The 14,801-nt window shown below is 58.4% G+C and carries 23 protein-coding genes; 7 read left to right on the forward strand and 16 right to left on the reverse strand.

The features are described 5' to 3' along the window. Positions 1-275: 275 nt before the first annotated feature. Positions 276-1,079: a glycoside hydrolase family 25 protein gene (locus AC2FJF_RS20890; protein ID WP_496727017.1), complete on the forward strand. Its 804-nt coding sequence runs from the start codon at positions 276-278 to the stop codon at positions 1,077-1,079. Here AC2FJF_RS20890 and AC2FJF_RS20895 read toward each other — a convergent pair. The 13 genes from AC2FJF_RS20895 to AC2FJF_RS20955 form a co-directional block, all read right to left on the reverse strand. Beyond that, complete coding sequence (locus AC2FJF_RS20895) at positions 1,076-1,438, reverse strand: hypothetical protein (RefSeq protein ID WP_147235301.1); 363 nt, start codon at positions 1,436-1,438, stop codon at positions 1,076-1,078. The two genes, AC2FJF_RS20890 and AC2FJF_RS20895, sit on opposite strands and share 4 nt — an antisense overlap. A 198-nt stretch (positions 1,439-1,636) precedes the next feature. Further along, on the reverse strand, positions 1,637-2,446 hold the full coding sequence (gene trmD / locus AC2FJF_RS20900; protein WP_496727018.1) for a tRNA (guanosine(37)-N1)-methyltransferase TrmD: 810 nt from the start codon (positions 2,444-2,446) through the stop codon (positions 1,637-1,639). Continuing rightward, a complete protein-coding gene (locus AC2FJF_RS20905; RefSeq protein ID WP_496727019.1) occupies positions 2,443-3,258 on the reverse strand; it encodes a hypothetical protein in 816 nt (271 codons plus the stop codon). The genes trmD and AC2FJF_RS20905 overlap by 4 nt, the downstream gene beginning before the upstream one ends. Further along, positions 3,258-3,761, reverse strand: a complete 504-nt coding sequence (gene rimM / locus AC2FJF_RS20910) for a ribosome maturation factor RimM (RefSeq protein WP_496727020.1) — start codon at positions 3,759-3,761, stop codon at positions 3,258-3,260. The genes AC2FJF_RS20905 and rimM overlap by 1 nt, the downstream gene beginning before the upstream one ends. Further along, positions 3,754-3,903: a hypothetical protein gene (locus tag AC2FJF_RS20915; protein WP_496727021.1), complete on the reverse strand. Its 150-nt coding sequence runs from the start codon at positions 3,901-3,903 to the stop codon at positions 3,754-3,756. The genes rimM and AC2FJF_RS20915 overlap by 8 nt, the downstream gene beginning before the upstream one ends. Positions 3,904-3,909: 6 nt before the next feature. Next, positions 3,910-4,545: a 5,6-dimethylbenzimidazole synthase gene (gene bluB / locus AC2FJF_RS20920; protein ID WP_496727023.1), complete on the reverse strand. Its 636-nt coding sequence runs from the start codon at positions 4,543-4,545 to the stop codon at positions 3,910-3,912. A 12-nt stretch (positions 4,546-4,557) separates the two neighbouring features. Continuing rightward, the gene (gene rpsP, locus AC2FJF_RS20925) at positions 4,558-4,944 is read right to left on the reverse strand and encodes a 30S ribosomal protein S16 (protein ID WP_496727024.1); all 387 of its coding nucleotides are present in this window, start codon (positions 4,942-4,944) and stop codon (positions 4,558-4,560) included. 42 nt (positions 4,945-4,986) lie between these two features. Further along, positions 4,987-5,283 (reverse strand): chorismate mutase, encoded by a 297-nt coding sequence (locus tag AC2FJF_RS20930; protein WP_170561253.1) that lies wholly within the window; start codon positions 5,281-5,283, stop codon positions 4,987-4,989. Further along, the gene (locus AC2FJF_RS20935) at positions 5,280-5,831 is read right to left on the reverse strand and encodes a GNAT family N-acetyltransferase (RefSeq protein WP_496727025.1); all 552 of its coding nucleotides are present in this window, start codon (positions 5,829-5,831) and stop codon (positions 5,280-5,282) included. The genes AC2FJF_RS20930 and AC2FJF_RS20935 overlap by 4 nt, the downstream gene beginning before the upstream one ends. Beyond that, the gene (locus tag AC2FJF_RS20940; RefSeq protein WP_496727026.1) at positions 5,828-6,379 is read right to left on the reverse strand and encodes a GNAT family N-acetyltransferase; all 552 of its coding nucleotides are present in this window, start codon (positions 6,377-6,379) and stop codon (positions 5,828-5,830) included. Before AC2FJF_RS20940 ends, AC2FJF_RS20935 begins: the two co-directional genes overlap by 4 nt. Continuing rightward, positions 6,376-6,888, reverse strand: coding sequence for a GNAT family N-acetyltransferase (locus AC2FJF_RS20945; protein WP_496727027.1), 513 nt, complete (start codon positions 6,886-6,888; stop codon positions 6,376-6,378). The genes AC2FJF_RS20940 and AC2FJF_RS20945 overlap by 4 nt, the downstream gene beginning before the upstream one ends. Before the next feature lie 41 nt (positions 6,889-6,929). Continuing rightward, positions 6,930-8,435, reverse strand: coding sequence for a signal recognition particle protein (gene ffh / locus AC2FJF_RS20950; RefSeq protein WP_496727028.1), 1,506 nt, complete (start codon positions 8,433-8,435; stop codon positions 6,930-6,932). A 161-nt stretch (positions 8,436-8,596) separates the two neighbouring features. Further along, positions 8,597-9,115, reverse strand: a complete 519-nt coding sequence (locus AC2FJF_RS20955; protein WP_496727029.1) for a hypothetical protein — start codon at positions 9,113-9,115, stop codon at positions 8,597-8,599. An 89-nt stretch (positions 9,116-9,204) separates the two neighbouring features. Between AC2FJF_RS20955 and AC2FJF_RS20960 the strand changes: the two genes are divergently transcribed. Continuing rightward, positions 9,205-9,735: a prolyl-tRNA synthetase associated domain-containing protein gene (locus tag AC2FJF_RS20960; protein ID WP_496727030.1), complete on the forward strand. Its 531-nt coding sequence runs from the start codon at positions 9,205-9,207 to the stop codon at positions 9,733-9,735. On the opposite strand, the gene AC2FJF_RS20965 is transcribed toward AC2FJF_RS20960, so the two are convergent. Further along, positions 9,736-10,476, reverse strand: a complete 741-nt coding sequence (locus AC2FJF_RS20965) for an aspartate/glutamate racemase family protein (RefSeq protein ID WP_496727031.1) — start codon at positions 10,474-10,476, stop codon at positions 9,736-9,738. A gap of 71 nt (positions 10,477-10,547) precedes the next feature. Then, positions 10,548-11,129, reverse strand: a complete 582-nt coding sequence (locus AC2FJF_RS20970; protein ID WP_496727032.1) for an FMN-dependent NADH-azoreductase — start codon at positions 11,127-11,129, stop codon at positions 10,548-10,550. Positions 11,130-11,247: 118 nt separating this feature from the next. On the opposite strand from AC2FJF_RS20970, the gene AC2FJF_RS20975 reads away from it, so the two are divergent. The 4 genes from AC2FJF_RS20975 (at position 11,248) to AC2FJF_RS20990 (ending at position 13,898) form a co-directional block, all read left to right on the forward strand. Then, on the forward strand, positions 11,248-12,126 hold the full coding sequence (locus tag AC2FJF_RS20975; protein ID WP_058273318.1) for a LysR family transcriptional regulator: 879 nt from the start codon (positions 11,248-11,250) through the stop codon (positions 12,124-12,126). Continuing rightward, positions 12,123-13,037, forward strand: coding sequence for a DMT family transporter (locus AC2FJF_RS20980; protein WP_496727092.1), 915 nt, complete (start codon positions 12,123-12,125; stop codon positions 13,035-13,037). Before AC2FJF_RS20975 ends, AC2FJF_RS20980 begins: the two co-directional genes overlap by 4 nt. A 62-nt stretch (positions 13,038-13,099) precedes the next feature. Then, positions 13,100-13,378 carry a hypothetical protein gene (locus AC2FJF_RS20985; RefSeq protein WP_496727033.1) on the forward strand — a complete coding sequence of 93 codons (279 nt, stop codon included), beginning with the start codon at positions 13,100-13,102 and terminating at the stop codon, positions 13,376-13,378. Positions 13,379-13,484: 106 nt separating this feature from the next. Then, on the forward strand, positions 13,485-13,898 hold the full coding sequence (locus AC2FJF_RS20990; protein ID WP_496727034.1) for a universal stress protein: 414 nt from the start codon (positions 13,485-13,487) through the stop codon (positions 13,896-13,898). Positions 13,899-13,900: 2 nt separating this feature from the next. Here AC2FJF_RS20990 and AC2FJF_RS20995 read toward each other — a convergent pair whose 3' ends face one another. Beyond that, entirely contained in the window at positions 13,901-14,236 is a 336-nt protein-coding gene (locus AC2FJF_RS20995; protein ID WP_058273314.1) for an ArsR/SmtB family transcription factor, read from the reverse strand. Positions 14,237-14,467: 231 nt separating this feature from the next. On the opposite strand from AC2FJF_RS20995, the gene AC2FJF_RS21000 reads away from it, so the two are divergent. Continuing rightward, positions 14,468-14,800: an AtpZ/AtpI family protein gene (locus AC2FJF_RS21000; protein WP_496727035.1), complete on the forward strand. Its 333-nt coding sequence runs from the start codon at positions 14,468-14,470 to the stop codon at positions 14,798-14,800. The last annotated feature ends 1 nt before the right edge of the window (position 14,801 follow it).

A 14,801-nucleotide genomic window follows, 5' to 3' on the forward strand; every position in this document is an offset into this window, starting at 1 on the left:
GAATGTTCCTTATGCCTGGTCCGCCCTGCCGCGCCGTGGCCGAAGAAAGCCGGGCGTCACGCCATGATGCAAACCAAAACACCGGAGTCGCATGTCGCGGCACCGGATTGCGCTGCTTTACGGGCTTTGTGGTCAGGGATCAAGTCTGAATCGCTATAAAGATCGGGGCGGAATGGTAGGTTTTCGCCGCTTGTCAACAACACCGTTGCCTTGTCAGGCAGATCGGGCATTCTAGAGGGAATTATAAGAGCAGAAATTTGGAACAGGAACATACCATGCGTACAGCATTGATGCTGGCTGTTATGGCCTTCGCGACCCTGTCTTGCGGTCGCAGCAGCCCGCCGCCCCAACAGGTTGAACCAAAGGCATTTCTGAGCACCACGTCGCCTTCGGTCATTTTTCCAAGCTTTGGGGATGCCAAGCCGCACGAGTGGGAAGGCCGGCATCCGGGGCATTATCCGGTTCACGGGCTCGATGTTTCGCGATGGCAGGGCCCGATTGACTGGCGAAAGGCCAAGTCATCTGGCGTCAGTTTCGTGTTCATCAAGGCCACCGAAGGGGGCGACGTCGCCGATCCCTTGTTTGAAGATCATCGTCGCGGCGCGCAAGCGGCGGGCGTTCCTTGGGGGGCTTATCACTACTACTATTTCTGCCGACCGGCGCATGAGCAGGCGAAATGGTTCATCGAGAATGTGCCCAAGGGTGCAGATCTGCCGCATGTGCTGGATATGGAATGGACGCCACATTCCAAGACCTGCACCATCCGGCCTGATGGCGCGACGGTTCGGTCCGAGGCGAAGCGGTTCCTTGATATCCTGGAACGCCACTATGGCCGCCGCCCGATCGTCTACACGACCGTGGATTTCTACGGTGACACCGATATCTCCCGTCTGCCCAAGACGGAATTTTGGCTACGGTCGGTCGCCGGGCATCCGCGCAACGTTTACCCCAAGGCCGCATGGCGGTTTTGGCAGTATACGGGCACGGGTTTGGTTCCTGGCGTTCAGGGGAAAGTGGACATCAACACATTCAACGGCCCGCCGGAAATCTGGGCCAGATGGAAGGCGGGCGGCGCTTAGCCGCTTGGTGCCCCATAAGTTTCAATGGTTCCCCCGGCCACAAGGTGATCCAGACGGCGTACCCGTTCTTGGCCAGATGTGTGATGCAGCCAGAACCGCTCTCCATCAGTCAGTTCGCGTCGTTCGAAGCCAAGTTCGGTCATGCAGCGATGCACCTGGTCAATTTCACCCTGTGAGCGAAGCTTATCGTCGAAGGGCGCCGTAACGATGGGGCCAAGGATCACGCCCCACAGCAGGATATTCGTGGCGTATCCACCAATCACCGCGCTGTTGCCCCCAATATCTTCCTCGGTGGCGCATGATTGCACGGCGACCTTTGCGGAGTGCAGGTTATGGCCCGCCTGAGTGGGCACTGCCATCTCAAGAGGCTTGGTTGTGCAAGCTGAAAGGGCAAGCACAGCTAAGCATATGATTTTTTTTAATTTAGCAGCCTGTTATGCGTTCAATTGAAATCGCATTTTGCAATATCTTCAAGATGAGTATTTTTTCAGAACATCAGCTTCAAGTGGTGTTCGCTAAATACAGGAACGTGCTGCATACAAGCCACACTCGGGGTATCAATCCTGTGTGTCGTCCCCGGATTCCTCATAGCGTTCCCACAGATCAGGGCGTCGCTTGCGGGTGATCTCTTCAGACATCTGGTGCCGCCATTCGGCAATGCGCCCATGATGACCAGACATCAGAATGTCGGGGATCGGACGGCCTTTCCAATCTGCGGGTCGGGTGTATTGCGGGTGCTCTAAAAGACCCGAGGAAAAGCTCTCGTCTTCGGCTGAGGCCTGGTTGCCCAATACGCCGGGAATCAACCGCACAGTTGAGTCAATCAGCGCTTGGGCTGCGATCTCGCCGCCGGTCATCACGAAATCCCCAAGGCTGACTTCCTGAATGCCGTAATGCTCCAACACGCGTTCATCGACGCCTTCGAACCGACCGCAGAGCAAGGTCATGCCGTCGCAGCGGGCTAGGTTTTGCATCATACGTTGATCCATGCGGCGACCGCGCGGGCTGAGGTAGATCAGCGGCCAGTTGCCTTGCACACCAGCCATTGTGTGTTCGATTGCCTCACCCAGCACGTCTGCGCGCAACACCATACCCGCGCCGCCGCCGGTCGGCGTGTCGTCGACATTGCGATGTTTGCCAACGCCGAACTGGCGCAGATCCACGGTCTCTAACTGCCACAACCCTTCTTGCAGGGCTTTGCCTGTCAAGCTTTCGCCCAGAACGCCGGGAAAGGCCGAAGGGAACAGGGTGATGATTTTCGCCTTCCAGACCCCGTGCAGGTCAGGTGTCGGAGTCATCAATTCACGCGGCTTCAGCGTGGGTCGGATTGCCTTGCGTCCGTGAGATTTGCCTGGCTTGTCTGTCATATTGTGCCGACCATCGCGTTCTTTGCCCGCTCTACTACCAGAGCTTTTTGCCGGGTCAGCTCAGCTTCGTCCAGATGGGATCGGTTCAGCGTCAGCAATTCGGCCAGCACGCTTTCCGGCAGCCTGCTGTTGGATTTTGTGGGCGGCACCAAAAGCTGCGCTTTTTCCCGAGGCAAGTTCAGGAATTCGGCAAAAGGCGTACCGGGACCAAAGCGGCGCAAATGCGTCTCTTCCAGCCACTCTTGGATCACGGTGACCGACGGCAGTTTCTTGCGAATGTCCGAGACCGTTTCCTCGAGTGGGGGCAGGTGATCCATGTTCGTGCGGAAGGTTTCGAAATCCTGGACTTCACGGGTTCTTTGAAGATCGTGCGCCCACAGGCTGCGCAACCACGCTCCACGCTGGCGCAGGGACAGGTAGATCGTGATATCGACCTCCTGATCCTCGAATCGATCGCGGACGGCGTCCACCAGACAAGCGGCCAGATCGGGTGCAGCTGCATACCCCTGTTCGATATTGCGGCTGGGTCGCAGGCCGCTGAAATTTTCTTCACTGACGATCAGGCCGCGTTTCGTTCCGAAGTTCCGCGTGGCCAGATACTCTCGGGCCTGCGAGCTGAATTCGGGCAGTGTTCCCACGGTTCCATAGATGGAATGGCGGGTCGCGGCACCTGACAGCCCCAACTTGCGCGTCTTGTAAGGCAGCAACAGCGCAAAATGTGGCCAGATCAACTCGCGGTTTTCATACAGAAACGACTGTGCTGCAGTGGTTCCGGTTTTGTGCAGCCCCAGATGCAGCAGTACGCGTCGCATCAGATCAGCCCCTCGGGCGGGTCTGCGATGATGCGGCCTTTGTCCAGATCCACGGTCGGAACAACCTCAAGCGTGAAGGGCAGCAAAACGGTGCCTTTCAGCCCCGGCCCGTGCAGTTCTAGAAGATCTGCAGCACCGTGGTTTTGCACTGACTTTACACGACCCAGAAGCGTTCCGCCGGTGTCATAGACCTCAAGCTCGATCAGGTCGGTGTGGTAAAATTCATCATCAGGCAATGATGGCAACTGATCACGCCGCGCGAACAGGCGTAAGCCGTTGATGGCGTCTGCCTGTTCTTTGGTCTCGATCCCCCCCAGACGCGCCGCAAAGCCGTTTTTGATTGGGCGGGTCAGGACCAGCGGATAGCGTTCCTTGCCGTCTTCGTCAGTTAGGGGCGAATAGGCTTCGATATCCTCGGGGATTGCGCAAAAACTTTTCAGCCGCACTTCGCCGCGCACGCCGTAAGACCCCGCAACGCTGCCGACGCAGATCAGATCACTCATTTGGCCCTTCCGTCGTTACACATAATCCGTCCTGCCAGTCGCCCAGCGGGACACATGCCTCGCGTTGATTGTTGCGCTCAAAGAACACGCCCACAATAAATGCGATCAGCAGCAGGATGGGAAGTCGTATCAATCCGAACATCTGGATTTACCGCGTTTCGATATGCAGCCGGGCGCTGCGCTGTTCCCAGCCGGCACGCTCAAGTTCGGGTCTTTCAGACATTTCTTCCGGCCAGCCCACACAGTAGTAGCCGACCAGAGACCAATCGTCAGGCACAGCCAGATCGCGTTTCATCTGTTCTGGATCAAGGATCGAGACCCAGCCCAGACCCAACCCCTCGGCCCGCAAAGCGAGCCAAAACAAGGTGATTGCGGCAACGACGGAATAGCGGCGCATCTCGGGCATCGTGCCCGCGCCCAGCCCCAGACCTTTGTTGGTCGTCTCGTCTGAGAAAACAGCCAGCTGAACAGGCGCTTCCTGCATGCCGGACAGCTTGAGGCGGCTATATTTAAGTGCCTTGTCCCCCGAGTATCCCGCAAGGGCCTCTTCGTTGGCGTTTTGGAAATTCTCCAGCGCTGCGGCACGCGCCGCTTCGCTTTCGACGCGAATGACGCGCCAGGGTTCGCTCAGCCCCACTGAAGGGGCCAGTCGAAATGTGTCGAGGCAGCGCGTCAGCACCGCCTCGTCCACGGGATCGGTGCGGAACCGGCGCACATCGCGCCGGAGCCGCATCAACAGTTCGAACTGCGTGCGAAAATCGTCGGTGAAGTCCTGATCCTGCACGCGCCGACCTGCTTACTCTTCTGCTGCTTCTTCAGCCGGCGCAGCAGCCGCTTCGGCAGCTTCAGCAGCCTTTGCAGCTTTTTCTTCTGCGCGTTCCTGAGCTTTCTTGCCCGGGGTGCCCTTGTTGGGGTTGTTGCGCTCGGCCTTGTCGCGGGTGCCGGCAGCTTCCAGCATCCGTGTGATACGGTCGGTGGGCTGTGCGCCCTGGTCCAGCCAGTACTGGATGCGCTCCATGTTCATTTTCACGCGCTCTTCGCTGTCTTTGGGCAGCAGCGGGTTGTAGGTGCCCAGCTTTTCGATGAAGCGACCATCGCGGGGCATACGGCTGTCAGCCGCTACGATGCGATAGAAAGGACGCTTTTTCGAGCCGCCGCGGGCGAGACGAATTTTCATTGCCATGGTGGTATCTCCTTTGAATGGCGTATCCGGTGGTTCACCGGTTTAGTTCTGGTGTTTCTTGTGGTGTCGGATGACTTCCTGAATGATGAAATTCAGAAAAGCCTTGGCGAAATCGGGGTCCAGATCGGCTTCTTTCGCCAGTTCTTCTAACCGTGCGATCTGCGCGGCCTCGCGCGAAGGATCGGACGGGGGAAGTTCGTGTTCGGCCTTGAGCTTGCCAACGGCCTGGGTGTGCTTGAACCGCTCGCCCAACGTGTAGACAAGGATCGCGTCCAGCCGATCAATGCTTTCGCGATGCTCTTTCAGCAACGTCGCAGCCCGTGTCACAGGGTTGTTCATTGGCCGGTCCTCTCAGCGGTCAAAGCGGTGTCGGAAATGTCGATTATCGGGTGCCGCCAAACCTGGCAGCGTTCGCCGACAACCTCGCCTTCGCGCTCATAAGTGGCACCAAGACGTTCGGCTAATGCGCGCGAGCGGTCATTCGCGTGGGCGATGTATGAGATCGGACCGTTCACCCCCTGGTGTTGGGCGGCATAGGCGCGGGCAGCCATCGCAGCTTCGTATGCAATGCCCTTGCCTTCGAAGCCGTCGAAAACGACCCAACCCAATTCCGGCTCATCCCAGCCCGGGGCGTTGATGATCCCGGTCCAGCCTGCAAACGCGCCGCTTGCCTTTTCAACGATGTGCCAACCGCCGTAACCCATGATGGCCCAGTGCCCGATCCGGCCCAAAAGCGACCGCCATGCCTCCAGCGGCGTTTTTGGTCCACCGACCATACGGCTGCGGTCCGACGCGAAGAAGGTTGTCATCGCGGGCAGATCACCCTCTTGTGGTGCCCGCAGGATCAGGTTTTCTGTTTCAACGGTGGGGATGGTGTACGACGTCATGCGTAGGCCTCGATCCCGCCATTCACCAGATCGGCCGGCGCAGGGTGCCGCCAGACCTGCATTGTGCCGAAACCCGGGTGTTCGTAGGTATAATCAAACTGCGCGCCCAGCCTTTCGGCCACGGCCTTGCTGCCCAGATTGTCCGGATCGATCAGAGAAATCGCCGTTTCCCACCCCAGCACATCATAGGCATGCGCACGCGCGGCCAGAGCGGCCTCGGTCGCGTAACCTTTGCCGGTGGCGTTATTCATCAACGTCCAGCCGATTTCGGGCTCGGGCCAGCTATGGGGGAACCACAGGCCCACATGGCCGACATAGGTGCCGGTGCCCTTTTCTTCGATGCCCCAGAACCCATATCCGCGCATGGCCCAGTGACCCAGCAGCATCGCCATTGCGCGCCAAGTTTCGTCCGGGCGTTTTGGGCCGCCGACGAATTTTGAGGCATCGCTGGCAAAGAACTCGGCCTCGGCTGCGAAGTCAGCTTCGCAGGGGGCACGCATGATCAGGCGCTCGGTTTCCAGCGTCGGGATCGCCATGGAAAGTGTCATGCCTGCACCTCGCCATAGCGCCAGACATGTTGGTCTGCGCCAAAGGCGCTCTCAGCCATGGCGTCACGGGACGCACCAAGGCGTTGAGCCAGCGCATTCGAGCGGACGTTGGATGCCGATACATAGCTGACGAACTGGCCGGACCCGAGCAGGTCAAAACCGAAGTCGCGAACGGCAGTGCAGGCCTCAATAGCGTAGCCTTGCTTGCGGTATTCGGCGCTTAAAACATAGCCAAGCTCGGGTTCTTGATCGTCCCATTCCAAGCCCAGAATGACAAAGCCAATGACCTGACCGCCGTCTTTTAAAGTGACTGAGAACAGGCCATGACCATGCAGAAGCCAGCCGGAGGTATAGTAGGAAAACTCGGTCCAGGCTTCTTGCTCAGTGTCACCAAAGCTTTCTGCGCAGACTGACGTCCACACCGGCAGGTCGTCCAAAGTGGGCGCACGCAGGACCAGCCGCCGGGTCTGAATGACCGGCAGGGCCGCGCGATATTGCGCTGCTGCCATCGCCGCCTTTCCGGACGGGGGCTGGGTGCAGCGTGCTGGCGTCACTTTTTCTTTCCAAATCCGCTCAGACCCGGAGGCAGAGCCATGCCGCCACCCATTCCGGGCATGCCGGGCATTTTGCCGCCCATCGCTTTGGCGGCTTGTTCCAGTGCCTTGGGGTCCATACCCGCGGCCATTTCCTCAGGGCTGGGGCCACCTTTGCCAAACATGCCCTTCATGGCCTGCTTCAGCATCTTGCCTTTGCCCATTTTGCCCATCTTCTTCATCATGTCGGACATCTGCCGGTGCATCTTGAGCAGCTTGTTGAGGTCGCTGACCTCCATCCCCGAACCGGCGGCGATCCGTTTCTTACGGCTCGCTTGCAGCAACTGCGGGTTGGCGCGTTCGCGTTTGGTCATGGACTGGATCATGGCGATCTGGCGTTTGAGCACCTTGTCATCCATGCCTGCTTCTTCGACCTGCTTGGCCATTTTACTCATGCCCGGCATCATGCCCATCATGCCCTGCATACCGCCCATCTGGATCATCTGTTCCAGCTGCATTTTCAGGTCGTTCATGTTGAACTGACCTTTGACCATGCGCTTCATCATGCGCTCGGTCTGTTCCATCTCCATCGTTTCCTGGGCTTTTTCAACCAGGGCTACGATGTCGCCCATGCCCAGAATCCGGCCGGCAATCCGATCCGGTTCGAAGGTTTCGAGCGCGTCCATCTTCTCGCCCAGACCGACAAAGCGGATGGGTTTGCCGGTGACTGCGCGCATCGACAGCGCCGCACCGCCGCGCCCGTCACCGTCCATTCGGGTCAGGACGACGCCGGAAATGCCGACCTTGGCGTCGAACTCTTCGGCGACTTCAACAGCGACCTGTCCGGTTAGGCCATCGACGACCAGCAGGGTCTCGCGCGGGTCAACCGCGTTACGGACCTGCTCGACCTCGTCCATCAGGACTTCGTCGATATGCAGACGGCCAGCAGTATCCAACATATAGACGTCATAACCGCCAAGCGTCGCCTGCTGCTTAGCGCGTTTGGCGATATCGACCGGTTTCTGGCCGGGGACAATCGGAAGGGTGTCAACGCCAACCTGCGTGCCCAGAACGGCCAACTGATCCATCGCGGCCGGGCGATAAACGTCCAGCGAGGCCATCAGGACCTTCTTGCCCTCTTTCTCTTTCAGGCGCTTCGCCAGCTTACCGGTTGTGGTCGTCTTACCCGAGCCCTGGAGGCCGACCATCAGGATCGGGGCAGGCGGGTTGTCGATCTTCAGCGCACCTGGATCTTCTTCACCGCGCAGGGTGTCGACCAACGCGTCATGCACGATCTTGACGACCTGCTGTCCGGGGGTAATCGACTTGGTCACCGCCTGGCCGGTGGCCTGATCCTGCACTTTCTTGACGAATTCACGGGCAACCGGCAGCGAGACATCGGCCTCAAGCAGCGCAACCCGAACCTCACGCAGAGCGGTTTTGACGTCTTCTTCGGACAGGGCACCCTGTTTGGTCAGCCGGTCAAAGACGCCAGAAAGGCGTTCGGATAGATTTTCAAACATGCCTTCGGCCTCCTATGCCGGTTATCTGGTGGCGTGCCCTAGATAGGATGCGCCGGTTAAATGCACAAACGCCCCCACGGGCGTAACACGCTGGTGGGGGGCGATCCCTGAACGACTCAAGGGACCGGAAGATCAGACGCTTCCGGATGTTGGGTTGGGCTTTAGGCCGATCGGCTGGCAGAGTCAACCTTGCGCGCCGGAAGCCAGTCATTGACCGCATCAACCAGCCGATGCGCACCCCGACCATTTGAGAATGCCTCGACGATGGGATGCCGGCCCTCGCTCATTCCCTTGCCCAATATTAGCACAGGCCGATATAGGGTGGATGTCCCCTTATTGCTTCTCGATGCCGTGCTTTCGATCTCCGCATGGGACAAGTTTGAAAGCAAATGCTCGACGGTATCATAGCCAAAGACGGACTGCCTGCGGATCATTATTTTGTCTTTGTTCCGGTCCAAGATAACCTGAACGCGGCGCACAAAGGCGCAGAAGGCCCCAAGACCCATCCCACCGCCGAATAGGGCAAAGAAGATGCCGAACAAGATGCCCTCACCGCCCTCACTGACCATGAACAGGCCCGCGCCGACAAAAGCCAGAATGAAGAAGACCAGCGTGATGCCGATAAACCATGGCGTATCGGACAAGATCAGTTGGTTCGGAGAATTGCGCGTGACTTTCATGGCGGCACGCTAGCATCGATTTTCAGGCCTGTCGTGGCTTGAATCTGTCAGCGCATTGCGCGATTAGCGCCTCAAACGAGGAGGTACCCATGGATGCGTCATCCGCTTTTCAAGACACGCTGCCGATCAGTTCAGACGCGCTGTTGCAGCGGCTGGATGACGGGGGGCTGAGCTATCGTCTGCACACGCATATCCCCCTGCGCACGGTTGAGGATGCCAAAGGCGTTGAAGAGCAATTCCTGGTACCAGGCGAAAACGCCTTGCGCCTCAAGAACTTGTACCTGCGCGACAAGAAAAAGCGGAACTATCTGGTGACGCTGGAACAAAGCCGCGAGATTGACCTCAAGGCGTTGGGCACAGAGCTGGGGATCGGTAATCTGTCGTTTGGATCGGCGGATCGGCTGTTTCAGAACCTTGGCATCCGCCCCGGCGCGGTCAGTCCGCTGGCCATGATCAACGGGGCGTCAAACGATGTGCGGTTCTTCATGGACGCCGCCGCGCAAACGGCGGACGTCATCTATATGCATCCATTGGTAAATGACCGGACTGTCGCCATGACACGCGATGACCTGATGGCATTCTTCGATCAGATCGGATGCGAGATCACCTGGCTGCCGTGATCAATCGCTCAGCGCCTCTTCGAGGGTTGCGGCGACATGGGCGGCGGACGGATTGACGAACAGGTGGCCGTCAGCCTCAAAAACAGGGTCATCCAGATGGTCGGGAAAGGCCAGCGGTAGTTCGGTGCACGCCAGCAAGATCGCAGTTCCAGGCTTTGCGTGCTTGTCGCACAAAGTTAGTAAACGAGCACGCGCCGTGTCTGATGCGCCGCCGTAGAAGTCACTGTCGATCATAGCCTGCATCTCGGCAATTTCCGTTTCGGGCAAGCGATCATTTGCAGTGATCCCTTCAGCGGCCAATCGGTCTGAATAATTGCTGGCCTGCATGGTCACCGTCGTTCCCAGAACCAGGGCTGTGGACGCCTTGGCAGATGCCGTGGCCTCAGCCGTTGCATCGAAAATGCTGAGAATGGGCATGGTGATACCTTGCCGGATCGCATGCAGCCGCGCGTGCGGAGTGTTCGAGGCGATGATGCCAAAGTCGCAGCCCGCGTTTTCAAGCGTTAGCAATGCCTCGCGAAACACCGAGTCGAACCCGGACCAACTTGCCTCGTCCCCGGCGGTTCCCCGCAGGGCGCGGGTTTTGGCCTGCGTAACGGATTCGATTGTCATGGGCGGGATCGGCAGGGGCGAGCCGTGGCCGCGATTGGCAAAGTGCCTGCTGGCCCCTTCTGCGATCGCTCGGTAATAATCCACGGTCGAGGCCCAGCCCACACCGCCCAGAATGCCGATTTTCTTCATGATAGACGTCCAGTCTGCAAATCTCGCTTAAGGCAGACTGGACGTTATATAAGACAAAGGCCAGAGGTGGATCAGGCGGCGAGTTGAGTTACCGCTTTTTGGGCATTCGCCAACGCGGCGTCCGCATCCAGCGCCATCTTGTCAGCCGCAATCACGTCGACGTCGTGGATGCCGATGAATCCTAGAACGTGCTTGGCATAGTTGGTGGCAAAGTCGATCTCAGACCCTACTTCGGTGCCGCCGGACGCGATTGCCAGCACGGCGCGCTTGCCTTCCAGGAGGCCTTTGGGGCCAGTTTCCGAATAGGCAAAGGTCAGACCCACGCGGGCGACAAGGTCGATCCAGGCCTTGAAGGCCGCAGGCACCGAGAAATTGTAGATCGGCAGGCCAATGACAATGGTGTCGGCGTTTTGTAGCTCGCCAACCAACTCGTCGGACAGGGCCAACAGATCGCGTTGAACCTCGTCACGTTGATCGGCGGGGGTGAAGTTGGCGTTGATCCAGTCTTCGGTCAGCAGGGGCAGGGGGCTGGCAAGATCGCGGCGGATAATGCGTTGGGCTCCAAGGTGCCCGATAATCTGGCCGGAAAGGTCGCGGGTGGCGGATCCGGTGCGGCGGGCCGAGGCGTCGATATGCAGGATGGTCTTGGTCATGTCAGGGTTTCCTTTTTGGCGGGGAATCTGCTTCCGGTCCCAATATGAGTGTTGCGTCAGCGAACGAAACGCAGATATACCAACAGGTATTGTTGGATTTTGCACAGTAGGCTTGAGCATGGATAATTGGGACGAAGTCAAAACCGCGTATCAGGTCGCTCGGATGGGTACTGTCAGCGGCGCGGCCGAAATCTTGGGCGTTCACCATGCCACCGTGATCCGCCATATCGACGCGATCGAAGCGCGGCTGGGCGTCAAGTTGTTCCAGCGCCACGCCCGTGGCTATACCCCAACCGATGCCGGAGAGGACCTTCTGCGCGTGGCTCAGGCCACCGAAGATCAGTTCAATCAGTTGGTGGGCCGAATGAAAGGGCGTGGCGATGATGTGTCGGGCGAATTGGTTGTGACGTCTCTGGCCTCGCTGGCGCCCTTGGTCGTTCCCGCCCTGTCCGAGTTTCAATCAATGCATCCGGGTCTGATCGTGCGTTACCTCACCGGAGACCGCCTGTTCCGCCTGGAATACGGCGAGGCGCATGTGGCCATCCGTGCGGGTGCCGCCCCGGACCAACCCGACAATGTTGTGCAGCCGTTTATCGAACAGGAGGTCGGCTTGTTTGCCAGCAAGTCATATATCGAGCGCCGAGGCAAACCAGCGAGCATTGACGAATTTGCAGACCACTTGTTTGTCGGCACGGACGATGAAAACAGCCGCGCTCCGTTTTCCAAGTGGTTGCGTGCTACTGTCCCGGCCGAGGCCATCGCATTCCGCTGTACCAACAATTTCTGCTTGCGCGAGGCGGTTCTGGCCGGGGCCGGGATCGGTTTCATGGCCCGGTGGGAGGCATCGCGCGATCCGGAGTTGGTCGAAGTTATTGAGCCCTTGCCCGAATGGTTCGGCAAACTTTGGCTGGTGACCCATGTCGACCTGCATCGCACGACCAAAGTGCAGGCCTTCCTATCGTTCCTTAAGAAAGAATCCAAAGGTTGGCTCTCGTGACACCGCAGGGGCGTGGTCATTTGGCAATGATCACATTCACTCTGCTGGTGGCGGGTAGTTTCTCGTTGGGATCGATTGTTGCCAACCAGATTGCACCGTTGGCGATTACAGCCGGACGGTTTCTGATTGCGGCCGTCATCATCGGCATTGCGGCGCTTGCCACCACCGGGTTGCCGCGCAGCGCTGCGCACGCGCCGTGGCGATACGCTGTTTTGGGCGGGCTGTTCGCCACTTACTTTGTTCTTATGTTCTACGGCCTGAAAACCGCCGATCCGGTCAGCACATCCGCGGTCTTCACCCTGACGCCGATCATGTCGGCCATCGCCGGATGGGTTCTGCTGCGCCAGATCACCACGCCGCGCATGGCTTTTGCATTGACGGTGGGGGCTACCGGGGCTTTGTGGGTTATCTTTCGCGCCGATTGGCAGTCCTTTCGCGCCTTCGAGATCGGTGGCGGAGAGATCATCTTTTTCTGGGGCTGCATGGCGCATGCAATCTACACGCCGATGGTGCGTAAACTGAACCGGGGCGAGCCCGCAGTCGTCTTTACATTTGGAACACTGGTTGCTGGTTGTGTGATCCTGACGGTGGTCGGTTGGTCGGACATCCGTGCAACCGATTGGGCGAGCCTGCCGTTGATCGTCTGGGTCAGTCTGCTGTATCTTTCTATCTTCGCAACGGCCTCCAGTTTCGTTCTGGTCCAGTTTGCAGCGCTACGCCTGCCTTCGGCCAAGGTTATGGCCTATACTTATCTGATCCCCAGCTGGGTGATCCTGTGGGAAATCGCGCTTGGTCGGCCTGCGCCAACCGTCATGGTGCTGGTCGGTGTGGTTTTAACCGCGATCGCGCTGGTTCTGCTGCTCAAAAGCGAAGAGCAACCTGCGAAAGACACTGTGCCGGTCTCGGAATGACCCTTGTCTTTTGGCCGTAATCCAACAACCCTCGGGTCTGATGGACCATCCCGGAGGAAATGATGAAGAAAGCTGTTCTATTCGTCGCCGGTGCGATGTTATCCGCCTGTACGCAAGGAGGCGGGAAGGTGTCTTCAGAGACCGACCTTCAAGGCAGTTGTGAGGCGCTCGTATCGGCTGAGACGGGTGTTCAGGCCGCTGACGTCAGCGCGATCTCGACCGAATCCGTGCCGACTGGAACAATCACGACAATTGAGGTCACTGGCGCTCAAGCACCGTGGTTGTGTCTTGCGGATGCAACGGGTGTGATCATCGGTGTCGAGTATAGTCAGGAAGGCTAGCTGAGAACGGGCCAAACCGACTGAAATGGTCGCGGTCTTCTACATGAGGCAGATCAATGTGCTCTTTTCCTGAGCCCGTTAACATCGGCGGGAGGAGGAAGATGCCATGTTTAGTCATATTATGATCCCGGTCGATATTCACTTGCCACCGGAAATTCGCAAAGCTCTGGATGTCGCGGCGCAGATGGCGAAATGGCAAGGCGCCCGGATCACGATCGTCAGCGTGACCGGAACACAGCCAGGCGACGTCACGCATTCAAATGCGGCGATCAGCACCGAGCTGCAAGCCATTGTGGATCAACTTACTGAGCAGAGCGGTACTGAAGTTTCGGCACGCAATATCCATTCCGTAGATGTAGCTGCCGAGGTAGATGGTGACCTTACGCGCGCCGCCGAAGAGATTGGGGCCGACCTGATCGTTGTTGGGACGCACGCACCGCGTATCACTGACCACATTTTTTCCAGCCATGCCGGATATCTGGCCAAACACGCCAAAGTATCGGTGTTTGTCGTTAGATAGGTCTAGGGATCGTCTGTTGCGGGCAGTTCGACTTCCAGAAATCGTTCAAACGCATCCAGATTGACTGGTTCGAACTGACCGAACCCCTGCATCCAGACGGATGCTGCGCGCAGCGCATCCGGTTCCAGTTTGCACCACTTCACTCGCCCGCGCTTTTCCTGGCTGATCAACCCGGCCTTGGTCAGAATGATCAGATGTTTCGAGATCGCGGCTAGCGACATCTCGAACGGGTCGGCGACGTCGGTGACGGCCATATCATCCTCAAGCAGCATTGCAAGGATGGCGCGGCGGGTCGGGTCGGCGAGGGCCGCGAAAACGGTATCGAGGTCATTGGACATGCCATCGCTCAATCACAGCGCCCGGTTTTGGTCAACCATTTGGTTGAATATATGAATTGAGTGGTTTTTACGTGCGCCGATGGAAGAGGGCAACTTCAGGGTGCCTCGAGCTCATGAATAAATCACCTAAAAACAATTGTTTAACGTGCGGCAAATCGAACATTTAACACCGTTGACTCTGTGCCCCGCGCCCCTTAGCACCCTACTCAAGACTGTGCGAGGGAATTGCCCGTGACCGATGACGACCAAAAGCAGCGTATGGCGCAGCTGGAGGCCAAGATCGACGCGGCAAAAAAGGCCAAAGCGCCGAAACCTCGTGCGGATGCTGACGTATCCGGGGGCGAGCTAGCCTGGAGGATGGTCATCGAAATGGTATCCGGTCTGGGGATCGGATTTGGCATCGGATACGGGCTGGACAGCCTGCTCGGGACAATCCCGATCTTTCTGGTGCTGTTTACAATACTGGGCTTGATCGCCGGGGTGAAGGTTATGCTCCGCAGCGCACAGCAGGCTCAGGAAAAGCAAACGGCGGCTGAGGCAGCCGACAAGGACGAGAGGGACTGAA

The organism is Ruegeria sp. CDSB013 (assembly GCF_059611165.1).

Bases quoted from the DNA above. Each gene is read 5' to 3' on its own strand.
- AC2FJF_RS20985 (WP_496727033.1), top strand. From the start codon at position 13,100: ATGAAGAAAGCTGTTCTATTCGTCGCCGGTGCGATGTTATCCGCCTGT.
- AC2FJF_RS20995 (WP_058273314.1), bottom strand. From the start codon at position 14,236: ATGTCCAATGACCTCGATACCGTTTTCGCGGCCCTCGCCGACCCGACC.
- AC2FJF_RS20940 (WP_496727026.1), bottom strand. From the start codon at position 6,379: ATGACACTTTCCATGGCGATCCCGACGCTGGAAACCGAGCGCCTGATC.
- AC2FJF_RS20945 (WP_496727027.1), bottom strand. From the start codon at position 6,888: ATGGCAGCAGCGCAATATCGCGCGGCCCTGCCGGTCATTCAGACCCGG.
- AC2FJF_RS20905 (WP_496727019.1), bottom strand. From the start codon at position 3,258: ATGCGACGCGTACTGCTGCATCTGGGGCTGCACAAAACCGGAACCACT.
- AC2FJF_RS20915 (WP_496727021.1), bottom strand. From the start codon at position 3,903: ATGTTCGGATTGATACGACTTCCCATCCTGCTGCTGATCGCATTTATT.
- AC2FJF_RS20955 (WP_496727029.1), bottom strand. From the start codon at position 9,115: ATGAAAGTCACGCGCAATTCTCCGAACCAACTGATCTTGTCCGATACG.
- AC2FJF_RS20975 (WP_058273318.1), top strand. From the start codon at position 11,248: ATGGATAATTGGGACGAAGTCAAAACCGCGTATCAGGTCGCTCGGATG.
- rimM (WP_496727020.1), bottom strand. From the start codon at position 3,761: ATGAGTGATCTGATCTGCGTCGGCAGCGTTGCGGGGTCTTACGGCGTG.
- rpsP (WP_496727024.1), bottom strand. From the start codon at position 4,944: ATGGCAATGAAAATTCGTCTCGCCCGCGGCGGCTCGAAAAAGCGTCCT.
- AC2FJF_RS20930 (WP_170561253.1), bottom strand. From the start codon at position 5,283: ATGAACAACCCTGTGACACGGGCTGCGACGTTGCTGAAAGAGCATCGC.
- AC2FJF_RS20935 (WP_496727025.1), bottom strand. From the start codon at position 5,831: ATGACGTCGTACACCATCCCCACCGTTGAAACAGAAAACCTGATCCTG.
- AC2FJF_RS20965 (WP_496727031.1), bottom strand. From the start codon at position 10,476: ATGAAGAAAATCGGCATTCTGGGCGGTGTGGGCTGGGCCTCGACCGTG.
- AC2FJF_RS20960 (WP_496727030.1), top strand. From the start codon at position 9,205: ATGGATGCGTCATCCGCTTTTCAAGACACGCTGCCGATCAGTTCAGAC.
- AC2FJF_RS20890 (WP_496727017.1), top strand. From the start codon at position 276: ATGCGTACAGCATTGATGCTGGCTGTTATGGCCTTCGCGACCCTGTCT.
- AC2FJF_RS20895 (WP_147235301.1), bottom strand. From the start codon at position 1,438: ATGGCAGTGCCCACTCAGGCGGGCCATAACCTGCACTCCGCAAAGGTC.
- trmD (WP_496727018.1), bottom strand. From the start codon at position 2,446: ATGACAGACAAGCCAGGCAAATCTCACGGACGCAAGGCAATCCGACCC.
- AC2FJF_RS20990 (WP_496727034.1), top strand. From the start codon at position 13,485: ATGTTTAGTCATATTATGATCCCGGTCGATATTCACTTGCCACCGGAA.
- ffh (WP_496727028.1), bottom strand. From the start codon at position 8,435: ATGTTTGAAAATCTATCCGAACGCCTTTCTGGCGTCTTTGACCGGCTG.
- AC2FJF_RS20970 (WP_496727032.1), bottom strand. From the start codon at position 11,129: ATGACCAAGACCATCCTGCATATCGACGCCTCGGCCCGCCGCACCGGA.